The organism is uncultured Aquitalea sp. (assembly GCF_945957525.1).
Classification (GTDB): Bacteria; Pseudomonadota; Gammaproteobacteria; order Burkholderiales; family Chromobacteriaceae; genus Aquitalea.
In genome coordinates this window covers 1-24,653 of the sequence record NZ_CAMFLA010000031.1, presented here as the reverse complement: position 1 = coordinate 24,653, position 24,653 = coordinate 1, and the positions used below count along the sequence as shown (strand labels likewise).

The window sequence follows — 24,653 nt, the reverse complement described above, 5'->3', positions numbered from 1 at the left end:
TTTTCCGGCGGCTGAGCGCAAATCCGGCCGCCGCACCAGCAAGGATTGAGTTTCCATGAGCATCCAGTTCATCGACCTGAAAGCGCAGTACCAGCATCTGAAAGCCGATATCGACGCCCGCATCCACGCGGTGCTGGATCACGGCCAGTACATCATGGGCCCGGAAGTGAAAGAGGTGGAGCAGCAGCTGGCTGCCTACGCCGGCGTCAAGCACGCCATCGGCGTATGCGACGGCACCAAGGCCCTGCTGATAGCGCTGATGGCGCTGGGCGTGGGTCGCGGCGACGAGGTGATCACCACCCCGTTCACCTTCATCGCCACCGGCGAGATGATCGCCCTGCTGGGCGCGACGCCGGTGTTCGTGGATATCGATCCGGTCAGCTACAACCTGGACCCGGCGCTGCTGGAAGCCGCCATCACTCCGCGCACCCGCGCCATCATGCCAGTGAGCCTGTACGGTCAGTGCGCGGACTTCGGCGCCATCAACGCCATTGCCGCCCGGCACGGCATTGCGGTGATCGAAGACGGTGCGCAAAGCTTTGGCGCCAGCCAGCACGGCAAGAAGTCCGGCAACCTGTCCACTATCGGTTGCACCAGCTTCTTCCCCAGCAAGCCGCTGGGTTGCTATGGCGACGGTGGCGCTTGCTTCACCAATGACGATGAGCTGGCGAAGAAAATGCGCGAGATTCGCCTGCACGGACAGGACCGCCGCTACCATCACCCGGTGATCGGCCTCAATGGTCGCCTCGACACCATCCAGGCTGCGGTATTGCTGGCCAAGCTGCCGAGCTTCGCCGACGAAGTGGCGGCGCGCGAGCGCATTGGCGCGCGCTACAGCGCCTTGCTGCAAGATGTGGCCCGCGTACCGGTGATCGCCGAAGGCAACAGCCACGTTTACGCTCAGTACACCATCGAGGTGGATCAGCGCGAAGCGGTGCAGAAAGCCTTGCAGGAAGCCGGCGTGCCCACCGCGGTGCATTACCCGATTCCGCTGCATCTGCAACCGGCCTTCGCCCATCTGGGGCTGGGCGAGGGCAGTTTCCCGCACGCCGAGGCCGCCGGCCGTCGCGTGATGAGCCTGCCGATGCACCCCTTCCTGGATGAAGCCACCCAGGACGCCATCGTGGCGGCCGTGAAGCAGGCGCTGGCGCAAGCGTGATCAGCACGCTCGCGCGCAGGCTGACAGCGGGCGGTTTTGCCCGCAATGTCGCCACGCTGGCCGGCGGGGCCGCCGTGGCGCAGTTCTTCCCTGTGCTGTTTACGCCGCTTTTGACGCGGCTCTACACGCCTGCCGATTTCGGCGCGCTGACGCAGTTTGTCGCCTGGCTGTCAAATCTGGTGGTGATCGCCACCTGGCGCTACGACATGGCCGTGGTGCTGCCCGAGGACGAGGCGGACGCCAGCCGGTTGATGGTGCTGGCGCTGGCGCTCAATACCTTGTTGATGCTGGTGCTGTGCCTGCCGGTATTCGCCATCGGCCCGCAGATCGCCGGCTGGCTGCACGCGCCGGAGATGGCGCCCTGGTTGCCCTTGCTGCCGCTGGGCATCTGGCTGGCCGCCAATAATCAGATCTGGACCAACTGGAACAACCGCCAGCGTCGCTATGCCGCCAATGCGCAAGGTCGCATGGGGCAATCGGCGACACTGATCGTTGTCCAGCTGGCGGCCGGCTTCGGTAAACTCGGCGCCCTCGGTTTGATGCTGGCCCAGTTGTCGGGGCAGGGCGCTTCCTGGCTGGTGCAAAGCCGCGCCGACTGGCGCTCTGTACCCGGTTGGTGGCGCACTGCCCGCGCCGGCGGCATGGCGCTGGTCGTACGGCGTTATCGCGAATTTCCTCTGGTGAATACGCCGCATGCCTTTGTCGTGGCCTTGCAGGATTCCTTGATGATCCAGCTGCTGGGCGTCCTGGCCACGTCTGAAATGATGGGGCATTACGGGCTGGTGGTGCGCGTGCTCAAGCTGCCCGCCGCCTTGCTGGGTCAGGCGGTGTCGCAGGTGTTGTATCGCGACCTGGCTGAAGCCCACGCCAGGAACCAGAGCCTGCGCCCGCTGCTCAAAAAGGCCTTGCTGGTGCTGGGCGGCATCGCCTTCCTGCCTTTTGTCGTCATTGCCGTCTGGGGCGAACCGCTATTTGCGCTGGCCTTCGGTGAACAATGGCGCGACGCGGGCCGCATCGCCGGGATGTTGACGCCTTCTTTTTTCTGCATGTTTCTTGCCGCGCCCTGTTTCATGGTGCCGATGGTCTTGTCGCGACAGCGGCAATCGCTGCTGTTCGCCCTGCTGGGCGTGGCGGTCAATCTCGGCTCGCTGGGCGTGGTCTATTGGCAAGGAGAGGAGGCGCATCATGTGTTTCGCCTCTTGTCCGTGACGGTATCGGTTTATTACATCGTGTATATCGTCTGGGTGTTCCGCTTGTGTCGCCGGCTGGAGAACCTCCGTGCTTAAAGGAATCTTCCTGTGGGTGCGAGCCCACTTTTTGTGTTTTCGCAGTGCTTGCCTCGCATCCACCGTGCGCGTCAATCTGACAACCCGCATCAATCGTCTCAAGGGCGTCTGTCTGGGCGAACATGCCCGCCTTTACTGGGGCGGCGATGTGCTGCTGGGCGAACGCGGCTTTTTCCGCGTGGGCAAGCGCAGCCATCTGGCGCCCTATCATTACTGTCTGATCGCCAACAATCGCCTGGAAATCGGCGACAACGTCGCCATCGGGCCGTGTTGCATGTTCTCCTGCCATGGCAACGGTATTCCGGAAGCGTCGATCGACGTGTCTTTTTCTGACTATTACGTCGATGGCGACATCAGCATCGGCGACAACGTGCTGATCGGCGCGGTGATCAAAGATAACGAGGTGGTGGGCGCCGGCAGCATGGTCAAGGGTCAGCTGGAAAGCGGCTGGTTGTATGCCGGCATCCCCGCCCTCAAGGTAAAGCCCCTATGCTGACCGCCAACTCCCTCACCCTGTGGCAACTCACCCGCGCGCTGCCCGGCATGCTGTCGGGCCGCCGCCGCCAGCGCGCCGTCTTGCGCGCCGAACTGGCGGCGCTGTTTGGCGTGGATGTCTCGCGCATCGGCTTGTACGACACCGGTCGCGCCGCCTTGCGCGACTTGCTGTCGGCTCAGGGTGTGGGGAAGGGCGACGAAGTGATCGTGCCAGCCTATACCTGCGTGGTGGTGCCCAACCAGATTCCGGCGCTGGGCGCGACAGTGCGCTTTGTCGATGTCTGCGCCCAAACGCTGGGCTTTGACTGGGCAATGCTGGAGGAGGCGCTGACGCCGGCGGTGCGCGCTGTCATCGTGCCGCACAATTATGGTCTGGCCTGCGGCGTGCCGGCCGACTTGCGCCAACGTTGGCCGAAAGTGGCCTTCATCGACGACGCCGCCCATGGCTTTGCCTCGCGCCAGCAGGGCACCATGCTGGGAACGGGGCACGACGGGGCGTTTTTCAGTTTCGAGTATTCGAAGAATCTCAGTGGCGGCATTGGCGGGTTGGCGATTTTCCCGGCCGGCATGACTGCGCCGGCGCGAGACCTGCCGGAGGTAAGCTGCCTTGACCAATGGCGTTTGCTGGCCACGCTCAAGGGGCATTTGCTTTCCGCCCGTTGGCCGCTGCTGGGCCGGCTGGCGCTGGCGCTGTATCGCCGCCTTGGGCTGATTTACCGTTCATCCGACGCCGAAGTGAGCGAAGGCGCGCCGCATCCCGTGCGCGCCATGCCGCTGCTGTCCGCCGTGCTGGTGCGAGAACAACTCCGCCATCTGCCGGCCATTCTGGCGCACAAACGGGCCCTGGCCGACCGTTATCGTGCGGCGCTGTCCGCCGTGCCCGGCATCCGGCTGTGGCAGGAGGCTGCCCCAGGCGATTGCCATTGGGTGCGTTACCCTTTCGCGCTGCCGATGGCGGTGGCCGATAAGGCTGCTGTGGCGCGGCGTTTGAGCCAGGCTTGCGGCTTGAACATCGGCGTGTGGTTCGACGATGTGATTCACCCGGCCGGTTCTTGGCGGCATGGTTATCAGGCCGGCGATGCGCCGCAGGGCGAGCGACTGGCCGCCACGGTGCTGAATCTGCCGATGAATGTGGCAGTGGCCGACAATGCCGCGTTGACGGCCCGCCTGCGCCGGCTGACTGCCGAGCTCACGCGTTTGTTGAAGGAAAACAAGGCATGAAGCTGTTACTGATCGGCTCCGCTTCCGTGCACACCTGGCGCTATTTAGCCGGCATCGCTCCGCATGTGGACGAGATCTGGCTGGCCAGCAACGGCGAGGTGCCGGCCGAGCGCCGGCCCGCCAACCTGCGCGGCGTACTGCGGGTGGATTTCGGCCTCAAGGCGCTGGGCACCGCCGCTCGCCTGCGCCGCCTGTTGGCCGAAGCGCAGCCCGATGCGGTGCATGTGCATCAGGCCAATAGCGTGGCCTGGCATGCGCGCCGCGCGCTGAAAGGCAGCAAGACGCCGATGGTGCTGACGTGTTGGGGCTCGGACATCCTGTTGCTGCCGGACAGCAACGCCTTGATGCGGCGCATGGTGAGCGACAATCTCAAGGCCGCGCGGCTGATCACGTCCGACTCGCTGTACATGGCGGCGCGCATTCGCGAGCTGGCCGGCGAAGACTGCCGCATCAGCGTGTTGAATTTCGGCATGGACAGCCTGCCGCCCCTCCCGGATATGGCCTCCAAGCACAAACAGGTGCTGTCCTGCCGCCTGCACAAACCCTTGTATCGCATCGACGTCATCCTGCAAGCCTGGGCGCTGGTGGAGGCTTCCGGGCGGTTTGACGACTGGTCGCTGACCGTGGCGGCCAGCGGAGAGTCCACCGACAGTCTGAAGACCATGGCCGAGCGGCTGGGTTTGCGGCGGGTCGAATTTACCGGCTTCGTCTCTTCGGCGGTGCTGGGCAGCCTGTACGCACGCTCCCGCCTGTTTGTCAGCGTGCCCCGCTCCGACGCCACCAGCATCAGCCTGCTGGAGGCCATGGGTCACGGCTGCCTGCCGGTGCTGTCCAACCTGCCTGCCAACGGTGAATGGGTGATAGACGGCCTCAATGGCGTGATCGTGGAAGACATGCACCGCTTGGGCGACAGCCTGATGGACGCCATGACGCAGGCGGACGACAACGCGCAATTGGCGGTCATCGCCGCCACCAACCGCCAGTTGGTGGCGCAAAAGGCGTTGCATGACAGTAATATGCGCCGCTTCGCCGCCTTGTATGGCGAGCTGTGAATAAGAGGGACAAGGCCCTGGATAGGAACAAGGAAACCGGCATGGCTTGCACTGTGCGGCTGGAAGCGCCCGCAGAGCGTCAGCAGGTGGTGGCGCTCACCGAGCAAGCGTTTCGCCATCATCCGCATAGCCAGCAGACCGAGGCCGCCATCATTCAGGCTCTGGATCGGGACGGCGCATTGAGCCTGTCGCTGGTGGCGGCGGATGAGACCTGCCGCGTGATCGGCCATCTTGCGCTGTCGCCGGTGACGACAGCACAGGGCGCGGCCGGCTGGTACGGGCTGGGACCCATGGCGGTCCGGCCTGATCGGCAAGGTCGTGGCGTGGGTTCGGCGCTGGTGCGCGCCGCGTTGGGTTGGCTGGACGAGCAAGGGGCCAACGGTTGTGTGCTGTTGGGCGAGCCGGCCTTTTACGGGCGACTGGGTTTTGCCGCTGATCCGGCATTGCGTTTTCCCAGCGTGCCGGCTGAATATTTTCTTTGCCGTCGCCTGCGCGGCCCGGCTATCGACGGCGACGTGGTTTACCATCCCGCTTTTTATCAAGGCCCGGCAGTCTGACGCGGCCAGTGACAGAGAATCAAAGCATGAAAGTAGCCCATCTCACTTCCGCGCATCCGCGCCACGATATCCGCATCTTCGTGAAAGAATGCAGCACGCTGGCGGCGGCCGGCCATGAGGTGACGCTGATCGTGGCCGACGGGCTGGGCGAGGAAATACGCAACGGTGTGCGTTTTCATGATGTCGGCCCCAAGCGCGGCGGCCGTTTCTCGCGCATGACCGGCACGGTGAAGCGCGTTTACGAGGCTGCGCTGGCCTTGCGTCCGGATATCGTGCATTTTCACGACCCAGAGCTGATACCCGCCGCCGTGCGCCTCAAGCAGGCCGGCATCAAGGTGGTGTACGACGTGCACGAGGACATGCCGCGGCAGATTCTGGCCAAGCACTGGATTCCCGGCATGCTGCGCCCGGCAGTGTCCGGCGGCTTCGAAACCGTGGAAGATTGGGCGGCGCGCCGCTTCGACGCGGTGGTGACGTCCACCCCGCACATCCGCAACCGTTTCGCCAAACTGGGCGGCCGCGTAGTGGATGTGTGCAACTTCCCCATTCTGGAAGAACTGGTGCGCGACACGCCCTGGGAAAGCCGCCGCAACGAGGTGTGCTATGTGGGCGGCATCAGCCGTATTCGCGGCATCGGACCGATTGTGGCCGCGCTGCCGGATACGCATGCCCGCCTGAACCTGTGCGGTATCTGGAGCGAAAGCGATTTGCGCGCCGAGCTGGAGCAGCAGCCCGGCTGGGCCAAGGTAAACGATCTGGGCGTGCTGGAGCGCCAGGGCGTGGTGGATGTGCTGGAGCGCAGCAAGATCGGCCTCGTCACGCTGTTTCCCACGCCCAACTATGTAGATGCGCTGCCTATCAAGCTGTTCGAATACATGGCGGCCGGCATCCCGGTGATCGCCAGCGATTTTCCGGTCTGGCGCGAGATTGTCGACGACGCGGCCTGCGGCGTGCTGGTAGACCCGCAAGACCCAGCCGCCATCGCCTCCGCCATCAATGAACTGATGGCCGACGAAGAGCGCATGCGCGCGCTGGGCGAGTCCGGCAAGCAGGCGGTTTTGCGAAAATACAGCTGGGCGGCGGAAGGCCGCAAGCTGGTGGATTTGTATCAACAACTGGCCGGCTAGACCGGACAAGGAGAAAGCAAGGCATGGACAACGCAGTTCGCCGTCATCACGGGCCGCTGGCCCGCGTCGCGCACCTGATCCGCACCCGTCCGCGGCTGTTCGTCTCCCTCGCCTTCGGACTGTTGTTGTCGCAGTTGTTGCCCTGGCTCTATCCCATGCGCGCGCTGACCGCCTGTGTGATCGGCTGGAATGCGGCGGCGGCGCTGTATCTGGGTCTGGCCATGCACATGATGTGGGGAGCGGAGACCGATCAGATCCGCCACCGCGCGGCGCGGCAGGATGAAGGCGAGGCCGCCATCCTTGCGCTGGTGGTGGTGGCGTCCATTGTCTGTTTGCTGTCCATCGTGGCCGAGTTGTCGGTAGCCAAGGACATGCACGGCGTGGCCCGCGTGGCGCATATCAGTCTGTCGGTGCTGACCATTGTCACCTCCTGGCTGTTTACCCAGACCATGTTCGCCCTGCATTACGCCCATCGCTACTATGTGGCGCTGTTTCGCCACGGCGCGCCCGGGCTGGAGTTTCCCGGCGGCGGCGAGCCGGACTACAACGACTTTTTCTATTTTGCCGTGGTGATCGGCACTTCCGGCCAGACTGCGGATGTCAGCTTCAGCAGCCGCGCCATGCGCCGCATCGGCACCGTGCACTGTACGCTGTCCTTCCTGTTCAACACCACGGTGCTGGCTTTCATGATCAATATCGCGGCCAGCTTGCTGTAAGCGGCCCGGACTCTACATCAAGCAGAACCCAAGTGCGCATCCTCTACATCAACCACTATGCCGGCAGTCCCCGGCACGGCATGGAATTCCGTCCCTACTATCTCGCCCGCGAATGGGTGAAGGCCGGGCACGAGGTCAACATGCTGGCGGCGGACACCTCCCACCTTCGGCAAACCAATCCCGAACTCAAGCACAAGTATCAGGACGAGGACATCGACGGCATCCGTTACACCTGGTGCCGCACGCCGGCTTATCCGGGCAATGGCATCAAGCGGGTGATCAATATCTTCAGTTTCCTGGGCAAGGTGATGGGTCTGTCCGGCCGCTATCTGCGCGAGTGGAAGCCGGATGTGGTGATTGCTTCGTCCACCTATCCGCTGGACACCGTGCCGGCGGCCTTCATTGCCGGCAAGACCGGCGCGAAGCTAGTGTACGAAGTGCATGACCTGTGGCCGCTGACGCCGGTGGAAGTGGGCGGCATGTCGCCGCGCCATCCCTTCATCCGTCTGATGCAATGGGCGGAGGATTTCGGCTATCGCAAGGCGAATACCGTGGTGTCCATGCTGCCGTGTGCGCGCGACTACATGATGCAGCACGGCATGACGACGGAAAAATACCTGGTGATTCCCAACGGCGTGGACGTGGACGAGTGGCAGGGTGCTGTTGCGGCCTTGCCGGCGGAGCATGTCGCCCGGCTGGACGAGCTGAAAGCGCAAAAGCGCTTCCTCATCGGCTATGCCGGCGGGCATGGCCTGGCCAATGCGCTGGATTTCCTGCTGGATGCCGCCGCGCAGCTGAAGGATGCGCCGGTGACCTTCGTGCTGGTGGGCGACGGGCCGGACAAGGCCGCGCTGCAACAGCGCGCCGACGAACTGGCGCTGGACAATGTGGTGTTCCTGCCCAGTATTCCCAAGCGCGCGGTGCCAGCCTTCCTCGCGCGCATGGACAGCCTGTTCATCGGCTGGCGCAAGCTGCCCATCTACCGCTTCGGCATCAATCCCAACAAGCTGTTCGACTACATGATGGCCGGCAAGCCGGTGATCCACTCGGTGGAAGCGGGCAACGATATGGTGAAGGACGCGGGCGCAGGCATCAGCGTGGGCGCGGAAGACCCGGCCGCGATTGCCGGCGCCGTGCGTCGCATGGTGGCCCTGACGCCTAACGAGCGTGGTCGAATGGGCGCGGCCGGCCGGCAGTACATTCTTGCGCATCATGATTATCGCCTGCTGGCGCGCCGCTTCCTGCAAGGCGTGCTGGAGAGGGGCTGAGGCATGCGCGCGCTGCTGCGAGTCAGCCTGTGGCTGCTGAAACTGGCAGCGGGCTGTGCCGCATTCTTCTTCAGCATGGTGCTGATGTCCCTGCTGCTGCAGGCCGGCTTTGTCTGGGGCGCGGCGCTGGCCACGGTCTGCGTTGCGCTCTATGGCTGGTGCAGTTGGCATGAACGGACGCTGGCGCAGCGTTATTTGCTGGCGGTCTGGTTTGGCCTATTTTGCGGTTGCCTGTTTTACTGGGACAAATACGGCGGCGGCGGGCAGCCCGCGCCGGCGTGGTTGAAGGCGCTGGCCCACTGGCACGTGCTGGGTGGCGTGGTGTTCGTGCTGCTGTTTCTGCCGCTGACGCTGGTGGAAATGGCGGTGAAAAGGCGGCGCGCCTCAAGCAGTACTACGGACGATGCCGTATTTGTCCACAACCCGGCTGACTTCGAGCTGGGCGCGGGGTTTGCCGAAGACGAGCGCCGTCGCTAAGAGCGGCCTGTCCTCGATATGCTTTGTTTTTGATGAGAGCCGGCATCGGTGCCGGCCCGGAGTGGTAGGATTTCCAGCGGTATGAGCAGCAACAAGCAACACTTGCGTTTCGGTTTCGCCGACGGCTTGCGCGGTATGGCGATTCTCTGCGTGATCCTGTTTCATTTCACGCAAACCTTCTGGCTGCAAAGAGAAAGAATCAGCGACATCCTCAACATGCCGCCCCTGGAGGCGTACGATGGTGCCTCTTTCGCCTTGCCCTTCAATCTTGGCGCGGTGGGGGTGGGGTTGTTCCTGATGATTTCCGGGCTGCTGATTCCCTTGTCGCTGTCGCGCATGAGTCTGGCCCGCTTTGCGCTGACCCGCTTCTTCCGCATCTACCCCACCTATTGGGTGGGGCTGGCATTGACGCTGCTGGCCTTGTGGACGGCGGCGTGGTTGGCCGAAGCCGACTACGACATCACCCGTCGGGATGTGATGGGTCATGTCAGCATCGCCTTTCAGGACATGCTGGGCGGCCGCAACATCGACCCGGTAATGTGGACGCTGAAAGTGGAGTTGTGGTTCTACGCCTTTGTCGGCACGGCCTTTGCCTTGTGCGGAAGGCGGATCAAGCCCGCGCTGTGGTGCCTGTTGCCGGTGGTGACGGTCATCGCGCTGGGGCCGGAGTCGCTGGAGATTCCCGAACCCTTCGCTACCTGGTGGCTGTACGGCAGATTCTATCTGGCGCCGGAGGTGTGCTACTTCCCGCTGATGTTTGCCGGCTGCTGGTGTTATTTCTGGCTGACTGGAGCCGCAGGCCGACTGGAGACCCTGCTGCATGTCGCTGGCCTGCTGGGGCTGTTTGTGGCGCTGACCGGCTGGCACTCCCCGGCGCTGTATGCCAGCTACCTGATTGGCATCGGCCTGTTTGGCCTGGCCTTGTGGCGGCCCGCCTGGTGGGAGCGCGAAGGGCTGGCGAAGGTGGCGGCGATCAGTTACGCCTGGTATGTCTGCCATTCCAATGTCGGCTATGTATTGATGGAGTGGCTGGCGGACTACGGCCTGCCCTGGTGGTTGCTGGCGCTGGCGGCCATTGCCCTTACCTGGTGCCTGGCGCAAGCCATTCACCGCTGGGTGGAGTTGCCGACCCAGCGCTTCGGCAAACAGTTGTCGGCCAGGCTGCCAGCGTGAAACAGAATGAGAGTGCCCGTGGCCCGGGGCGGTTTTCCGGGACGGCGGACGATGGACAATGCAGTTTGTCAATGAAGAACAATGCCATGAGCGAACAAAAATTCCTGCCCTTTGCACTGCCGGATATCGGCGAAGACGAAATCAATGAAGTGGTTGCCGCGCTGCGCTCCGGCTGGGTGACCACCGGCCCCAAAACCCGCCAGTTTGAAACCGACTTCGCCGAGTTCATCGGCGGCGGCGTGGAAGCCATCGCCGTCAACTCTGCTACCGCCGGCCTGCATCTGGCGCTGGAAGCCATCGGCGTTAAGGCTGGCGACGAAGTGATCGTGCCCAGCTATACCTTCACCGCCACGGCTGAGGTGGTGCGCTATCTGGGGGCCGACCCGGTGTTTGTCGATGTGGACCCGGCCACCTTCAATATCAGTCCAGCCGCCATCCGCGCCGCCATCACCGACAAGACGCGCGCCATCATGCCTGTGCACTTTGCCGGTTTGGCCTGCGAGATGGACGAGATTCTCGCCATCGCCCGCGAACACGGCCTGAAAGTGGTGGAAGACGCTGCGCACGCGCTGCCCACCACCTACAAGGGCAAGCTGATTGGCACGCTGGATTCCGATGTCACCGTGTTCAGCTTTTACGCCAACAAGACCATGACCACTGGCGAAGGCGGCATGGTGGTATCCCGCAACAAGGACCTCATCGCCCGCTGCAAGGTGATGCGCCTGCACGGCATCAGCCGAGACGCCTTCGACCGCTACGTGTCCAAAACGCCCGCCTGGTTCTACGAGGTGATCGAACCCGGCTTCAAATACAATATGCCGGACACCGCCGCCGCCATGGGCATCCATCAGCTGAAGAAAATCCGCCGCTTCCGTGAACACCGCGAAGCGATGGCCGCGCGCTTCGACCGCGAGCTGGCCGATCTGCCGCTGATCCTACCGGCACGCCCGGCCCATGCTGGCGACCACCACGCCTGGCACCTCTACCCGGTGCGCATCAAGCCGGAAGCCGGCATCAGTCGCGACGATTTCATCGTTCGCATGGCGGAGAAGGGCATTGGCTGCTCGGTGCACTTCATCCCGCTGCATCGCCACCCGGTATGGCGCGACGGCTACCAGCTGACGCCGGCGCAGTTTCCGGTGGCGGACGCCGCATTTGAAGCGGAAGTGACCCTGCCGCTGTACACCCGCATGACCGACGACGACCAGACCCGCGTCATCGCCGCCGTGCGCGAGATCCTCGGCGCATGAGCGCGCAGGGCAAGGGCAAGCCGGCCTTGTTGCCGCCTTGCTGCCAGCCGCCGGGGCATGGCTCCCGGCTGCTGAAGCGGTGTTTTGATTTCTGCGCGGCGCTGGCCGGGCTGGTCGCGCTGTCGCCGGTGCTGTTGGCGGTGGCTCTGTGGGTCAAGCTGGATTCGCCCGGTCCGGTGTTTTTCCGGCAGGTGAGGGTGGGGCGCGGCGGCAGTCTGTTCCGCATTCACAAATTCCGCACCATGCAGGTGAATACCGAGCGCCAGGGGCAACTCACCGTGGGCGCGGACAGCCGCGTTACCGGCGCCGGCCGCTTCTTGCGCAAGAGCAAGATCGACGAGCTGCCGCAGTTGCTGGATGTGCTGTATGGCGACATGAGCCTGGTCGGTCCGCGTCCGGAGGTGCCCAAGTATGTGGCCCACTATCCGGATGAGGTGCGGGACATCGTGCTGTCGGTGCGCCCGGGCATTACCGACTGGGCGTCGATTCGCATGATCGACGAGAACGAGATACTGGGCAAAGCGGCGGACCCGGAGCAGGCCTACATTGACGAGGTGCTACCGGAAAAGCTGGCTTATTACGTGCGTTACGCCCAAACGCATTCGCTGGCGGAGGATGTGCGCATCATCTTCGCCACCTTGCTGAAAATCGTGAAGCGCTGACGCTTCGGCCAACCTTGCAGGACGGGGCCCGCCCCGACGGATGGACATGCTAGACAAACTGCTGACCTTTTCACGTCACAACAAGATGGCGCTCTTGGCGCTGATGGACGCGCTTTTGCTGCCGCTGGCGCTGTGGAGCGCCGTGGTGCTGAGGCTGGGCGGCTACTGGGACCCGAAACTCGACCCGTATCTGTGGATCTTCATCGTGCCGCCGCTGTGGGTGATTCCCATCTTCGTGAAGCTGGGTTTGTACCGCGCGGTGCTGAAATTCCTCGACGACAAGATCGTCTACACCGTTTTTACCGGCGTCAGTCTCGCCGTGCTGGTGCTCACCGCCGTCATCGTCATGGCCCGCATCGGGCCGTTTCCCCGCTCGTCCATCATCATCTTCTGGATGTTCGCCATGGCCTATATCGGCGGCAGCCGCTTCGTGCTGCGCGGCATCGTGCGCCGGCTGGACGCAGTAGATGCCCCGCGCGAGCACGTCATCATCTACGGCGCGGGCCAGGCCGGGGTGCAGCTGATGCTGGCTTTGCAGGCGGGCAAGGAGTACCGGCCGATGGCCTTTGTGGACGACAACCCCGACAGCTGGAAGCGCACCTTCCGCGGCCTATCGGTACATGCGCCCAAAGACCTGCCGCTGCTGATCGAGGAAACCGAAGCCAAGAGCATCCTGTTGGCCATGCCCTCGGTCAGCCGCGGTCGCCAGCGGGAGATCCTCGAATCGCTGGAAAGCCTGCGCGTACCCATCAAGCGACTGCCCGGCATGGCCGATCTGGTGTCCGGCGAAGCGCGGGTGGAAGAACTGAAGGAAGTGGAAATCGAGGACTTGCTCGGCCGCGATCCGGTGCCGCCCAAGCAGGAATTGCTGGCGCGCAACATCCAGGGACGGGTGGTGATGGTTACCGGGGCCGGCGGCTCCATCGGTTCCGAGCTGGTGCGGCAGATCGTACGCAATAATCCGTCGCGCATCGTGCTGTTTGAATTGTCGGAATACGCGCTATACGCCATCGATCACGAACTGGGCTCGCTGGCGCCGGACATCCCGCGCACGCCGGTGCTGGGTTCGGTTACCGACTATGAGCGACTGTGCCAGATACTCAGCGCCTTCAAGGTGGAAACCGTCTACCACGCCGCCGCTTACAAGCATGTGCCGATGGTGGAGCACAATCCGGTGGCGGGCATTCTCAACAACGCCTTCGGCACCGATACCACGGCCCGTGCCGCTGAAGCCAGTGGGGTGGATACCTTTGTGCTGATCTCCACCGACAAGGCCGTGCGTCCCACCAATGTGATGGGCGCCACCAAGCGGCTGGCGGAGCTTACCCTGCAGAGCCGTCATGCGGCCGGCAGCCGCACCCGCTTCGTCATGGTGCGTTTTGGCAATGTACTGGGCAGTTCGGGTTCGGTGGTGCCGCTGTTCAAGAAGCAAATCAAGGCCGGCGGGCCGGTAACCGTCACCCATCCGGACATCACTCGTTACTTCATGACCATCCCGGAAGCGGCGCAACTGGTGATCCAGGCCGGCGCGATGGGCGAGGGCGGCGATGTGTTCGTGCTGGACATGGGCGAACCAGTGAAGATTGCCGATCTGGCGCGGCGCATGGTGCACCTGTCGGGGCTGGAGGTGCGCGACGAGCGCCATCCGGGCGGGGATATAGAAATCCGCTTCAGCGGGCTGCGGCCGGGTGAGAAGCTGTACGAGGAGCTGCTGATCGGTGACAACGTGTTGCCGACCGATCACGCCCGCATCCTGCGCGCTCAGGAATACCACCTGCCGCAAGCGGAGCTGGAAGCGCTGATGAATGAACTGGGCGACGCTTGCCGCAGGCTGGATGCGCCGACGGCCTTTGCCTTGATGCAGCGCGCGGTGCATGAATTCCGCGCCGCGCCGCATACCCAGGACTGGGTGGCCCTGCAGGAAGCCGGGCAGCGCTGAACGCAGCGGCCGGCACGCAAGACGGAGCTAGCGACTGATTACCCGGTCGCGGCCCTGTTGTTTGGCCTGATACATGCGTTGGTCGGCCAGCTCCACCAGCGGCCGGCGCTGATTGAGTTTGTCCGCCAGCCGTTCGGCCAAACCAATGCTGGCGGTCAGCGGCGTGCCGTCCGGACGTTGGCCGAAGCCGTTGTTGCGCAGCCGGTTCACCGCCTGCCAGGCTTGTACCAGATCAGTGCCGGGCATCAGCAGCAAGAATTCCTCGCCGCCCCACCGCACCAGTACATCGCCGCGTCGCATGCACTGTCCGATCTGCTGGGTCAGCTTTTTCAGCACCTTGTCGCCGGCGGCGTGGCCGTGCTCGTCATTGATGGACTTGAAGTGATCGATGTCGATGAAGGCCACGCTCAGCGGCGCGCCGGCGCGCTCGGCGTTCACCAGTTGCAGCTCCAGCATCTCGATACCGCTGCGGCGAGAAAACGCGCCGGTGAGCGGGTCGCGGATGGTCTGGCCCACCAGCGCGATGATAAAGGCCAGCTGGCTCATGCTGGCCAGCGACGACACGGCCGCCAGCAAGGACAGCAACCAGAATTCGCCACCAAAGGAAGGCCAGCTGGCTACCTGCCAATTGAGCGCCCAGGCCAGCGCATAGGCCGCCAGCACCGGCGTGGCGAAGGCCAGGTTTTCCAGCAGGGTGAGCGGGAAGATGGCAAACGCGGCCATCAGCACAAAGGGCAGGAAGGCGTAACCGGTGCCGACCGCGGCGGACGCGCCCTGCAAATGGTGGCTGGCCATGATCAGATGCGAGCCGATGTAGAACAACGTCGGGATGGCGAACAACACCGCCATGCCCTGATAGGCGCGGGGCAACTGACCGTCCTGTGGGTTCCACATCACCAACGCGCTGAAAGCCAGCGTGGCGAACAGGCGCAATAGCGCTAACTGATGCCACAGGCTATCGGGCAGGGTCAGGATGTCCACCACGATCCACATCGGGGTGAGCACGGCAAACAGGAAGGCGAACAAGCGCACCCGGTTTACCAGCATCATCGCCCTGCGTTGCAGCAGCAGGGGCATGTGCTGGTGTGGACTGATCAGCCAGCCGGTTTCATCGGCGGCTATCTCGCCGGGCATCAGACCGAGCACGCGGCGCCAGATAGTGTGTGTGATTCTCATTGTCAGACAATTCTTAAGCTTGCAGCATTGTAGAGTGACTTCGGTCTTGGGCTTTGAAAAAAGTCAAAGAAATGAGTTGTTTACACAATTGCTTCGCGTGATTTGATTTTATTTTAAACATTTTACTTATTAGTACGGCGAGCGGGGCACAATCATGGAAACGCGTTGGCTTGAGGACTTCCTGGTGCTGGCTGATACCGGCAGCTTCACGCGGGCGGCGGAAATCCGCCATCTTACCCAGCCGGCATTCTCGCGCCGCATCAAATCGCTGGAAAGCTGGCTGGGGGCGGATCTGATCGACCGTACCACCTATCCCACCCGCCTGACGGCGGCGGGAGAGTTGTTGCGCGAACAAGCCGCCACCATGCTGGCGCAGATCAACAGCACCCGTGCGCAGTTGCGCGGTATGCAACCTTTGCCTGAGGGCACGCTCAGCTTTGCTGTGCCGCATACGCTGTCGTTTTCTTATTTTCCCAAGTGGTGGAGCGAGGTAGAGCGCGGCTTCGGCCAACCTGCTTGCCGACTGCAGGCCAGCAATGTGCATGACGCCTTGCTGGCCTTTGTGGAAGGCGGCAGCGACTTTCTCATGTGTTACCACCACCCCAAGCAGCCGATCGAGCTGACCGACCCTCGTTATGTCGGCCTGAAACTCGGCGTGGAAACCCTGCGGCCGTACAGTCGCAAGGGCGAGAACAAGCAGCCTTTGTTCTGCTTGCCCGGTGCGGGGGCGGCGGTACCGTTTCTCGGTTATGCCAGCAATGCCTATTTCCGTCTGATGACCGACCTCATCCTGGATGAAGCGCCTGCCTCGGCCCGCCTGGCGCTGCGCTACGAAACCGATATGGCCGAAGGTCTGAAGAATATGGTGCTGGAAGGCCATGGTGTGGCGTTTTTGCCCGACAGTTCGGTCACGCGGGAACGGCGATCCGGCCAGTTGCTGCCGGCGGCGGAGAGCGGCTGGACGGTGGACATGGAAGTGCGTCTCTACGGCGACAGAAAGCGCAGCCGCCCAGAGCTGGAGGCCTTTTGGGCATTTTTGTCGGCGCGCTACCAGCCGGTGTCATGACGCAGTTTTGGCAAGGTTATGCAAAATTTGCATGACCCTATCCCGAAACGGAATTGGCCGGGCGGGTTCGTCCGGGCATACAGTCTGCCTCCATCTCGTCGCCAATCCGGCGGCGCAACCGATGAAGGCACAGCATGTCCACCCGTACCGAACACGATCTTCTTGGCAACCGCGATGTCCCGGCGAATGTTTACTGGGGCGTGCACACCTTGCGCGCCGTCGAGAACTTCCCCATCACCGGCCAGACCATCGGCCGTTACGGCGATCTGATCCGTGCGCTGGCCGCCATCAAGAAGGCCGCCGCGCTGGCCAACCGTGATCTGGGCCTGCTGGACGAGAAACGCGCCGCCGCCATCGCCGCTGCCTGCGACGAGCTGAGCGCCGGCAAACTGCATGATCAATTCGTGGTGGACGTCATCCAGGGCGGCGCCGGCACTTCCACCAACATGAACGCCAACGAAGTGATCGCCAATCGCGCGCTGGAACTGCTGGGTCACGCCAAGGGCGAATATGCGCATCTGCATCCCAACGAACACGTCAACATGGGTCAGAGCACCAACGATGTGTATCCCACCTCGCTGCGTCTGGCCACTTACTGGGGCGTGGAACGTCTGCAGCAGGCCATGACCGTGTTGCGCGACGCTTTCGCCGCCAAGGCGGCCGAGTTCGACGATGTGCTGAAGATGGGCCGCACCCAGCTGCAGGACGCCGTGCCCATGACCCTGGGCCAGGAATTCCGCACCTACGCGGTCATGTTGGGCGAAGACATCCTGCGCCTGAGCGAAGCGCGCGCGCTGATGCTGGAAATCAACCTCGGCGCCACCGCCATCGGCACCGGCATCACCGCGCATCCGGATTACGCGCCGCTGGTGTGCCGCCATCTGGCCGCCGGCACCGGCCTTGCCCTCATCACCGCGCCGGATCTGGTGGAAGCCACCCAGGACTGCGGCGCCTTCGTGCAACTGTCGGGCGTGCTCAAGCGCGTGGCGGTGAAACTGTCCAAAACCTGCAACGACCTGCGCCTGCTGTCCTCCGGCCCGCGCGCCGGCATCAGCGACATCAATCTGCCTGCGCGCCAGGCCGGCTCGTCCATCATGCCGGGCAAGGTCAATCCGGTTATCCCCGAAGTGGTGAACCAGGTGGCTTTCGAAGTCATCGGCAACGACATGACCATCACCATGGCGGCGGAGGGCGGCCAACTGCAACTCAATGCCTTCGAGCCGGTCATCGCCTACAGCCTGTTCCGCAGCGTCAGCCATCTGGCCAACGCCTGCGCCACCCTGACCGACAACTGCGTTACCGGCATCACGGCCAACCGCGACAAGCTGCGCGAGGATGTGCTCAATTCCATCGGCCTGGTGACCGCGCTCAATCCCATCATCGGTTATGAAGCGGCCACCGCCGTCGCCGCCGAAGCGCACGCCAAGGGCGGCAGCGTGTACGACATCGTGTTGTCCCGCGGCCTGATGCAAAAGGCGCAGCTGGACGAGGCGCTGTTGCCCGAAGCGCTGACGCAACCACGCCACTTCCTGCATTGATTTCTGCTGTCCGGTGCATAACCGCACCGGCTTTCCTGTCCTTGGCCGGGTTTCCCCGGCCTTTTTTCATTTTCATGACCCGATTTCTCCTGTCTTGTGTCGCACCGGGCATAGGCGTATAAAAGATTTGTGCAGTGCACAAATTAAGGAGTTGGCCATGTTCCGCATCCTTGCCTGGTGGTGTGATCTCTCCCCGCTTTGTTTCCATTGTTGTGCCAGCCAATGGCGCAGTCACTTGCTATGCGTTCGCGCCTGCCAGCTGTATGGCGGCAAGGTGCTGCTCAGTGGCGCCGCGCCGCAGGACATGTGGCGGCGGCTGACGCGACGGCAGTGCGCGGAAGCCATCACCCTGTGGCACGACAGCGGCGATGCGCAGCTTGAACTGTGGGAGCGTTGCCTGGACACCCTGCCGGTGGATCACGCGGCGCGCCTGCCATCGCTGGCGCCCTTGCGGGCGGCTGTTTCCGATAGTTGGGTGGCGGCGGGGCGAAACTTGTCGGTGTTGCCGGATCATTGCTACCGTTAAATTGTGGAAGTGCAGTAGCGAGGTGGCGCAATGGAACAAGGTTTGCCGAAGGAGGCGCTAGCCCTGACGCCGGTATTCGTCTTTGGCACGCTCAAGGCGGGTTTCCCCAATGCCGGCAGCAATCCGGGGCTGCGGCTGGAGGGTGATTTCGTTACTGGCGAGGCCTACCCCTTGTATCTGGTGGGAGATCGCCACTCGCCCTGGCTGGTGGCGCAGCCTGGCCATGGTTTTCCGGTGAGCGGCGAGGTGTATCTGGTGACTGCCGAACAGTTGGCCCGGATGGACAGTCTGGAACGGGTGGATCAGCCCGATGGCTACCGGAGGCAGCGGGTGCGCTTGCGTCGGGTAGAGCGGCCGGATGAGTGGTTCGAGGCGGATGCCTACCTGAAGCCGCTAGAGCAATTGCTGGGTGCGGACATACGCGAGGGGCCGCTGGCGGAATATCTGCCCGAGCACGCTTTGCTGTACCGACGGCGTGGTAGCTGACAACGTTCAACAGCTGCCGAAAGGGTGGCTTTGCGGTTACAATCCCGTATTCATTTCATTGCCATTTTCATTCCGCCGCATGCTTTATCTGCGTCTCATGCTCAAGGGTTTTCTGCTCGCCGTCCTCATGGCTTGCCTGGGGTTTGCGTGGATGGCGTGGGGCGTCATGCATTACGCGGCGGAGGCGGAAGAGCAGCCTGCCGACGCGGCGCTGGTGCTGGGCGCTGCGGCATGGGGTAACAAGCCCTCGCCCGTGCTGCGGGAGCGCATCAACCACGCAGTGCAGCTCTACAAGTCCGGCAAGGTGCGCTGGATCGTCTTTACCGGCGGCACACCGGAGCCGGGCTATCCCACCGAGGCGGATGTCGGTCGCGATTTCGCCCTGAAACAAGGCGTGCCGATGACCGTGATGCTGGCGGAAAACCAGTCGCGCAATACTTGGGAAAACCTGCAAAACGCACAAAAGCTGGTCGAGCCTTTCGGCATCCGCAGCTTCCTGCTGGTGAGCGATCCCATGCACATGCGCCGCGCGGTGCTGATGGCGCATGACCTGGGGCTCAAGGCTGCCCCGGCGCCCACTACCTCCAGCCGCTATCTGTCTTTCGGCACCCAGATCCGCTTTCTGGCGCGCGAAACCTGGCTTTACATCGGTTATCGCGTTTTCCGCAAAATTTCCTGATGAATAAAAAAACCGGCGCGAAGCCGGTTTTTCATGGTTTGCCGAAGCAATCAGGCGGCGTGCCAGAGGTCGATCAGCTCGCTGGCCTCCACCTTGGCAACTTCAGCGCGCGCCTCCAGCCAGCTCACCAGCTCTTGGCGCAACGTTTCGGTGACTTCGGTTTCTCCCACCGGAAAGACCACGCCTTCCAGGCTGTTGCGGCCGTCAAAGTGACCGCCGAAGCTGACGCCGGCAGCGTCGATGCGATTCAGCCACTCGTCCAGCATTGGATCGGTTTCCACGCCTTCCTTGATATTGGCCAGCAGGTGGAAACCCAGCTCGCGGAATTCGCCGACGCGCATTTTCTTGCGCTGACGCATCTTGAGACGCTTCAGGCGCTGGGCGGAATTGGGGTTGCGTACGGTGCTCATGCGGGATACTCCTAAATTTGCGAACGCGCGATGATAACAGTACGCCATCTTCGCGCCCACCCTGAAGGCGGAATGGTTGGTTTACAGGCCCAGCTCAGTCCAGAGGCTATCAATCTTCTGTTGCACCGCCTTGTCCATGACAATGGGCACGCCCCATTCCCGGCTGGTTTCACCGGGCATCTTGTTGGTAGCGTCCAGCCCCATCTTGCCGCCCAGTCCGGATACCGGGCTGGCAAAGTCCAGATAATCGATAGGCGTGTTTTCGATGAGCGTGGTGTCGCGCACCGGGTCCATGCGCGTGGTAATGGCCCAGATCACTTCTTTCCAGTCGCGGGTGTTGACGTCGTCATCAACCACCACGATGAACTTGGTGTACATGAACTGCCGCAAGAAGCTCCAGCAGCCCATCATTACGCGTTTGGCATGGCCGGGGTATTGCTTCTTGATGCTGATCACCGCCATGCGGTAGCTGCAGCCCTCCGGCGGCAGGTAGAAGTCCACGATTTCGGGAAACTGCTTCTGCAAGATGGGCACAAACACCTCGTTCAGCGCCACGCCCAGCACAGCGGGTTCGTCGGGCGGCTTGCCGGTATAGGTGCTGTGGTACATCGGCTTTTCCCGCATGGTGATGCGGTCGATGGTCAATACCGGGAAGCGATCCTGTTCGTTGTAATAGCCGGTATGGTCGCCGTAAGGGCCTTCCAACGCCATGTCGTTAGGATGGATGTGGCCTTCCAGCACGATTTCTGCACGTGCCGGCACTTGCAAATCGCTGCCCAGGCACTGCACCAGCTCGGTGCGACTGCCGCGCAGCAAGCCGGCAAACTGGTATTCGGACAAGGTGTCGGGCACCGGCGTCACCGCGCCGAGAATGGTGGCCGGATCGCAGCCAAGCACCACGGCCACCGGGTAAGGCGCAGCGGGGTTGGCCTGGCGGAATTCCCGGTAATCCAGCGCGCCGCCGCGATGCGCCAGCCAGCGCATGATGACCCGATTCTTGCCGATGACCTGCTGCCGGTAGATGCCCAGGTTCTGGCGCTTCTTGTTCGGCCCGCGAGTGACGGTCAGGCCCCAGGTAATCAACGGCGCCACATCGCCCGGCCAGCAGTGCTGGATGGGCAAGCGGGAAAGATCCACGTCTTCGCCCTCCCAGACCACCTCCTGACACGGCGCCTTGCTGACCACTTTTGGCGCCATGGACAGTACCTGCTTGAGCAGCGGCAGCTTGTCCCAGGCGTCCTTCAGGCCTTTGGGCGGTTCGGGTTCTTTCAGGTAAGCCAGCGTTTTGCCAATCTCCCGCAAGGCCAGCACATCGTCCGCGCCCATGCCCATCGCCACGCGGCGGGGTGTGCCGAATAGATTGGCCAAAACGGGAAATTCATAACGTCGATCATCGGTTTGCGGGGTTTCAAACAGCAAGGCGGGGCCACCCGCCTTCAGTACGCGATCACCGATCTCGGTCATCTCCAGACGGGGGGAGACCGGAACACTGATTCGCTTTAATTCGCCTTGTTGTTCCAATTGGGCAACAAAGTCGCGCAAGTCGGCATATTTCATGACTGTTTCATGATCTGGAGCAAAGTTTGGGGGAGAGTATGCGGCTACTCTCCGTTCGAACGTCGCACGCTACTGCCGCCATAGCAGAAAGTCAACGATGGTGGTTGCGTCGCTTCTGAACTTGCCAACACTCTTGGAGAAAACAATGAAAAAGCTTGCACTGGCTGCTGCCATCGGTCTGATCTCTGCTAGCGCCTTCGCCGCCCAAGGCGACATCCTGGCCCGTTTCCGCGTTATCAACGTGGCCCCGGACGTCAGCAGCGACAACACCCTGTCCGCCATCAACACCGACGTGAAGAGCGCTACCGTTCCGGAGCTGGACTTCACCTACATGATCACCAACAACATCGGCGCCGAGCTGATCCTGGGTACTTCCCGCCACGAAGTGGACAGCAAGCTGGGCAACCTGGGCAAAGTATCCGTTCTGCCGCCGACCCTGACCCTGCAATACCACTTCGCTCCGGATAGCGCTACCTTCCGTCCGTACGTGGGCGCAGGTCTGAACTACACCCACTTCTACAATGTTGGCCTGGCTGCCGGCGGCGCTTCCCTGGATGTGAAGAGCAACAGCTTCGGTCCGGCCCTGCAAGTGGGCGCCGACTTCCCGATCGGCAAGAACCTGTTCATCAACGTTGACGTGAAAAAGATCTGGATCAAGACCGACGTTAGCGTCGCTTCTTCCGGCGCCAACTTGGGCACCCTGCACATCGACCCGTATGTGTTCGGTCTGGGTATCGGCACCAAGTTCTGATTCCAGAACCTGCGATATGCAAAAAGCGCCCTGCGGGGCGCTTTTTTTATTGCGGCGCGTAGCGTTAGAATGATTGGCTATTAATTCATAACCATTCGGTGGCGTCATGTCCAACTGGGTAACCACGGCCATTCACAAGATCGAGGCCGATTTCAACCGGTCCAGCGATACTCACCTCATCCCGCTGCAAATCCCGGCTTTGCCGCAGATCCAGCTTTACTTCAAGGACGAATCCACGCATCCCACCGGCAGTCTCAAACACCGGCTGGCGCGATCACTGTTCTTGTACGGTTTGTGCAATGGCTGGATTCGTTACGATACCACCATCATCGAAGCCTCCAGTGGCAGCACGGCGGTGTCGGAAGCCTACTTCGCCCGCTTGCTCGGCCTGCCGTTTATCGCGGTCATGCCGCGCGGCACGTCGGCCGAAAAGATCAAGGCCATCGAATTCTACGGTGGCCGTTGCCATCTGGTTGACGATCCGGCCACCATTTACGATGAGTCGCGTCGCCTCGCCAACGAACTGAAGGGCCATTACATGGACCAGTTCACCTATGCGGAGAGGGCTACCGACTGGCGCGGCAACAACAACATCGCCGACACCATCTTCAAGCAAATGGAGCTGGAACCCAATCCGATACCGGAGTGGATTGTCTGCGGTGCAGGCACCGGTGGCACCTCGGCCACCTTCGGGCGCTATGTCCGCTATCAGAAACTGCCTACCAAGGTGTGCGTGGTGGATCCGGACAACTCCGTCTTCTACGACAGCTACTACACCGGCAATGCCGACTGCCGTTGCGAAGGGGGATCCGGCGTGGAAGGCATTGGTCGCCCGAGGGTGGAGCCGTCCTTCATTCCCACCGTCATTGATAAAGTGATCCGCGTCCAGAACGTTGCCAGCTATGCCGCCATCCACTTCCTCGAAGAAGTGTTGGGGCGCAAGTGCGGCGGCTCTACCGGCACCAACTTCTTCGGCGCGTGCGAACTCATCAGCGACATGATCCGCCACGGGCGGCACGGCTCCATCGTCACGCTCATTTGCGACGACGGCAATCGCTACCTCAACAGCTATTTCAATCGGGACTGGCTGACCGCCAACGGCTACGACATCGATGTCTGGGTGGAACGCTATCGCCGTTTCTTCCATGAAGGGCGTTGGTAAGTCGTCCCCATTCCTTCGGCCAACCTTGCAAGGTTGGCCGAAGGTCGTACTACAAACGCAGCAAGTCGCGGATCTTGCCGATGCGGTGATCCACATATGCAGGCAGTCGGCACTGCGTACTCAGCCATACCGTCTTCATGCCCAGCCGCTTGGCCGCCGCCAGATTCGGCAGCGAATCCTCCACCATGACGCAGTGCGCCGGGTTCAGTCCCTCTTTTGACAATACGCGTCGGAAAGAACGCAGGGCGGGCTTGGGCAGCAGCCTCACCGATTCCATGCCGTAGCGAGCATGAAAGTGGCGTGATATGCGCATGTGCTCGGTCAATGCATCCACATAGTGAATCGGCCCGTTAGAGAACAGCACCTTCTTGCCAGGCAGACGACGCAGGGTGTCGGCAAGCGACTTTTCCCACTCCAGCCACGGTAGCATTTCCGATACCGGGTGCGTTTCGCGCAGAAAGTGCGCAGCCTCCACCCCGTGGTGCAAGGTCAAACCTTTCAGCGTCGCGCCGTAGCGATGCCAGTAACGAATACGCAACTGCCTGGCCGTTTCCGCATCCAGCCCCAACTGCTCTTCCATATAACGGTTCATCTGTGCGCTGATAAAAGGGAAGATGCGCCGGCTGGCGTTGTGCAGGGTGTCGTCGAGATCGAAAATCCAGATCGGTTCAGTCAACAAACCATATACCTCTATATACATGTCGAGATGCCGCCGACAGCCTGGCAGGCGCATGGCGGCGTCGACAAAGAGGAGAAGCATAGCAAGCCAACGGCAGCCCTGACGATGCCGGGCGATTCCCGGTCGCATCGGATAGCGCGCCCACGGAGTTCGAGGAGGCTCAGTACAGGATATCCGTCTCAGCTCCTCATGCCGCCTGTCTATATATAAGCTCCCATACAGAGCCCGGCCCAAGGTTGGC

The 24,653-nt window shown here is 62.5% G+C and carries 25 protein-coding genes; 21 read left to right on the top strand and 4 right to left on the bottom strand.

Annotated elements, in window-relative coordinates:
* The first annotated feature begins 55 nt into the window (after nt 1-55).
* From Q0P52_RS19085 to Q0P52_RS19020, 14 genes are all read left to right on the top strand, one after another.
* The gene (locus Q0P52_RS19085; RefSeq protein WP_293766307.1) at nt 56-1,159 is read left to right on the top strand and encodes a DegT/DnrJ/EryC1/StrS family aminotransferase; all 1,104 of its coding nucleotides are present in this window, start codon (nt 56-58) and stop codon (nt 1,157-1,159) included.
* On the top strand, nt 1,156-2,445 hold the full coding sequence (locus Q0P52_RS19080; RefSeq protein ID WP_293766308.1) for a lipopolysaccharide biosynthesis protein: 1,290 nt from the start codon (nt 1,156-1,158) through the stop codon (nt 2,443-2,445). Before Q0P52_RS19085 ends, Q0P52_RS19080 begins: the two co-directional genes overlap by 4 nt.
* Nucleotides 2,438-2,941 carry an acyltransferase gene (locus Q0P52_RS19075; protein ID WP_293766309.1) on the top strand — a complete coding sequence of 168 codons (504 nt, stop codon included), beginning with the start codon at nt 2,438-2,440 and terminating at the stop codon, nt 2,939-2,941. The genes Q0P52_RS19080 and Q0P52_RS19075 overlap by 8 nt, the downstream gene beginning before the upstream one ends.
* Nucleotides 2,935-4,161, top strand: coding sequence for a DegT/DnrJ/EryC1/StrS family aminotransferase (locus Q0P52_RS19070; RefSeq protein WP_293766310.1), 1,227 nt, complete (start codon nt 2,935-2,937; stop codon nt 4,159-4,161). Before Q0P52_RS19075 ends, Q0P52_RS19070 begins: the two co-directional genes overlap by 7 nt.
* Entirely contained in the window at nt 4,158-5,213 is a 1,056-nt protein-coding gene (locus Q0P52_RS19065; RefSeq protein ID WP_293766311.1) for a glycosyltransferase family 4 protein, read from the top strand. Before Q0P52_RS19070 ends, Q0P52_RS19065 begins: the two co-directional genes overlap by 4 nt.
* A gap of 41 nt (nt 5,214-5,254) precedes the next feature.
* On the top strand, nt 5,255-5,770 hold the full coding sequence (locus Q0P52_RS19060; protein ID WP_293766312.1) for an N-acetyltransferase: 516 nt from the start codon (nt 5,255-5,257) through the stop codon (nt 5,768-5,770).
* Between the two features lie 26 nt (nt 5,771-5,796).
* Nucleotides 5,797-6,897 carry a glycosyltransferase family 4 protein gene (locus tag Q0P52_RS19055; RefSeq protein ID WP_293766313.1) on the top strand — a complete coding sequence of 367 codons (1,101 nt, stop codon included), beginning with the start codon at nt 5,797-5,799 and terminating at the stop codon, nt 6,895-6,897.
* 23 nt (nt 6,898-6,920) lie between these two features.
* Nucleotides 6,921-7,613, top strand: a complete 693-nt coding sequence (locus tag Q0P52_RS19050) for a DUF1345 domain-containing protein (RefSeq protein WP_293766314.1) — start codon at nt 6,921-6,923, stop codon at nt 7,611-7,613.
* A 32-nt stretch (nt 7,614-7,645) separates the two neighbouring features.
* The gene (locus Q0P52_RS19045) at nt 7,646-8,881 is read left to right on the top strand and encodes a glycosyltransferase family 4 protein (protein WP_293766316.1); all 1,236 of its coding nucleotides are present in this window, start codon (nt 7,646-7,648) and stop codon (nt 8,879-8,881) included.
* Nucleotides 8,882-8,884: 3 nt separating this feature from the next.
* Complete coding sequence (locus Q0P52_RS19040; protein ID WP_293766318.1) at nt 8,885-9,358, top strand: hypothetical protein; 474 nt, start codon at nt 8,885-8,887, stop codon at nt 9,356-9,358.
* Between the two features lie 81 nt (nt 9,359-9,439).
* Nucleotides 9,440-10,531 (top strand): acyltransferase, encoded by a 1,092-nt coding sequence (locus Q0P52_RS19035; RefSeq protein ID WP_293766320.1) that lies wholly within the window; start codon nt 9,440-9,442, stop codon nt 10,529-10,531.
* Nucleotides 10,532-10,617: 86 nt separating this feature from the next.
* On the top strand, nt 10,618-11,781 hold the full coding sequence (locus tag Q0P52_RS19030; protein WP_293766322.1) for a DegT/DnrJ/EryC1/StrS family aminotransferase: 1,164 nt from the start codon (nt 10,618-10,620) through the stop codon (nt 11,779-11,781).
* On the top strand, nt 11,778-12,443 hold the full coding sequence (locus tag Q0P52_RS19025; RefSeq protein WP_293766324.1) for a sugar transferase: 666 nt from the start codon (nt 11,778-11,780) through the stop codon (nt 12,441-12,443). The genes Q0P52_RS19030 and Q0P52_RS19025 overlap by 4 nt, the downstream gene beginning before the upstream one ends.
* Before the next feature lie 46 nt (nt 12,444-12,489).
* Nucleotides 12,490-14,382, top strand: a complete 1,893-nt coding sequence (locus tag Q0P52_RS19020; RefSeq protein WP_293766326.1) for a nucleoside-diphosphate sugar epimerase/dehydratase — start codon at nt 12,490-12,492, stop codon at nt 14,380-14,382.
* Nucleotides 14,383-14,409: 27 nt separating this feature from the next.
* Here Q0P52_RS19020 and Q0P52_RS19015 read toward each other — a convergent pair whose 3' ends face one another.
* On the bottom strand, nt 14,410-15,558 hold the full coding sequence (locus Q0P52_RS19015; protein WP_293766328.1) for a GGDEF domain-containing protein: 1,149 nt from the start codon (nt 15,556-15,558) through the stop codon (nt 14,410-14,412).
* 154 nt (nt 15,559-15,712) lie between these two features.
* On the opposite strand from Q0P52_RS19015, the gene Q0P52_RS19010 reads away from it, so the two are divergent.
* The 5 genes from Q0P52_RS19010 (at nt 15,713) to Q0P52_RS18990 (ending at nt 19,853) form a co-directional block, all read left to right on the top strand.
* Nucleotides 15,713-16,624 (top strand): LysR family transcriptional regulator, encoded by a 912-nt coding sequence (locus tag Q0P52_RS19010; protein ID WP_293766330.1) that lies wholly within the window; start codon nt 15,713-15,715, stop codon nt 16,622-16,624.
* A gap of 134 nt (nt 16,625-16,758) precedes the next feature.
* Nucleotides 16,759-18,162, top strand: a complete 1,404-nt coding sequence (gene aspA / locus Q0P52_RS19005; RefSeq protein ID WP_293766332.1) for an aspartate ammonia-lyase — start codon at nt 16,759-16,761, stop codon at nt 18,160-18,162.
* A gap of 157 nt (nt 18,163-18,319) precedes the next feature.
* Nucleotides 18,320-18,688: a hypothetical protein gene (locus Q0P52_RS19000; RefSeq protein WP_293766334.1), complete on the top strand. Its 369-nt coding sequence runs from the start codon at nt 18,320-18,322 to the stop codon at nt 18,686-18,688.
* A gap of 30 nt (nt 18,689-18,718) precedes the next feature.
* The gene (locus Q0P52_RS18995; RefSeq protein WP_293766336.1) at nt 18,719-19,174 is read left to right on the top strand and encodes a gamma-glutamylcyclotransferase family protein; all 456 of its coding nucleotides are present in this window, start codon (nt 18,719-18,721) and stop codon (nt 19,172-19,174) included.
* Nucleotides 19,175-19,253: 79 nt separating this feature from the next.
* Nucleotides 19,254-19,853, top strand: coding sequence for a YdcF family protein (locus tag Q0P52_RS18990; RefSeq protein WP_293766338.1), 600 nt, complete (start codon nt 19,254-19,256; stop codon nt 19,851-19,853).
* Nucleotides 19,854-19,903: 50 nt separating this feature from the next.
* Here Q0P52_RS18990 and Q0P52_RS18985 read toward each other — a convergent pair whose 3' ends face one another.
* Complete coding sequence (locus Q0P52_RS18985; RefSeq protein WP_293766340.1) at nt 19,904-20,263, bottom strand: 50S ribosome-binding protein YggL; 360 nt, start codon at nt 20,261-20,263, stop codon at nt 19,904-19,906.
* A gap of 81 nt (nt 20,264-20,344) precedes the next feature.
* Nucleotides 20,345-21,820 carry a 4-hydroxy-3-polyprenylbenzoate decarboxylase gene (gene ubiD, locus Q0P52_RS18980; RefSeq protein ID WP_293766342.1) on the bottom strand — a complete coding sequence of 492 codons (1,476 nt, stop codon included), beginning with the start codon at nt 21,818-21,820 and terminating at the stop codon, nt 20,345-20,347.
* 145 nt (nt 21,821-21,965) lie between these two features.
* Between ubiD and Q0P52_RS18975 the strand changes: the two genes are divergently transcribed.
* Both Q0P52_RS18975 and Q0P52_RS18970 read left to right on the top strand, forming a co-directional pair.
* Nucleotides 21,966-22,571: an OmpW family outer membrane protein gene (locus Q0P52_RS18975; RefSeq protein WP_293766344.1), complete on the top strand. Its 606-nt coding sequence runs from the start codon at nt 21,966-21,968 to the stop codon at nt 22,569-22,571.
* A 106-nt stretch (nt 22,572-22,677) separates the two neighbouring features.
* Nucleotides 22,678-23,733, top strand: a complete 1,056-nt coding sequence (locus Q0P52_RS18970; protein ID WP_293766346.1) for a PLP-dependent cysteine synthase family protein — start codon at nt 22,678-22,680, stop codon at nt 23,731-23,733.
* A gap of 49 nt (nt 23,734-23,782) precedes the next feature.
* Here Q0P52_RS18970 and Q0P52_RS18965 read toward each other — a convergent pair whose 3' ends face one another.
* Nucleotides 23,783-24,433: a pyrimidine 5'-nucleotidase gene (locus tag Q0P52_RS18965; RefSeq protein ID WP_293766348.1), complete on the bottom strand. Its 651-nt coding sequence runs from the start codon at nt 24,431-24,433 to the stop codon at nt 23,783-23,785.
* Nucleotides 24,434-24,653 lie beyond the last annotated feature (220 nt).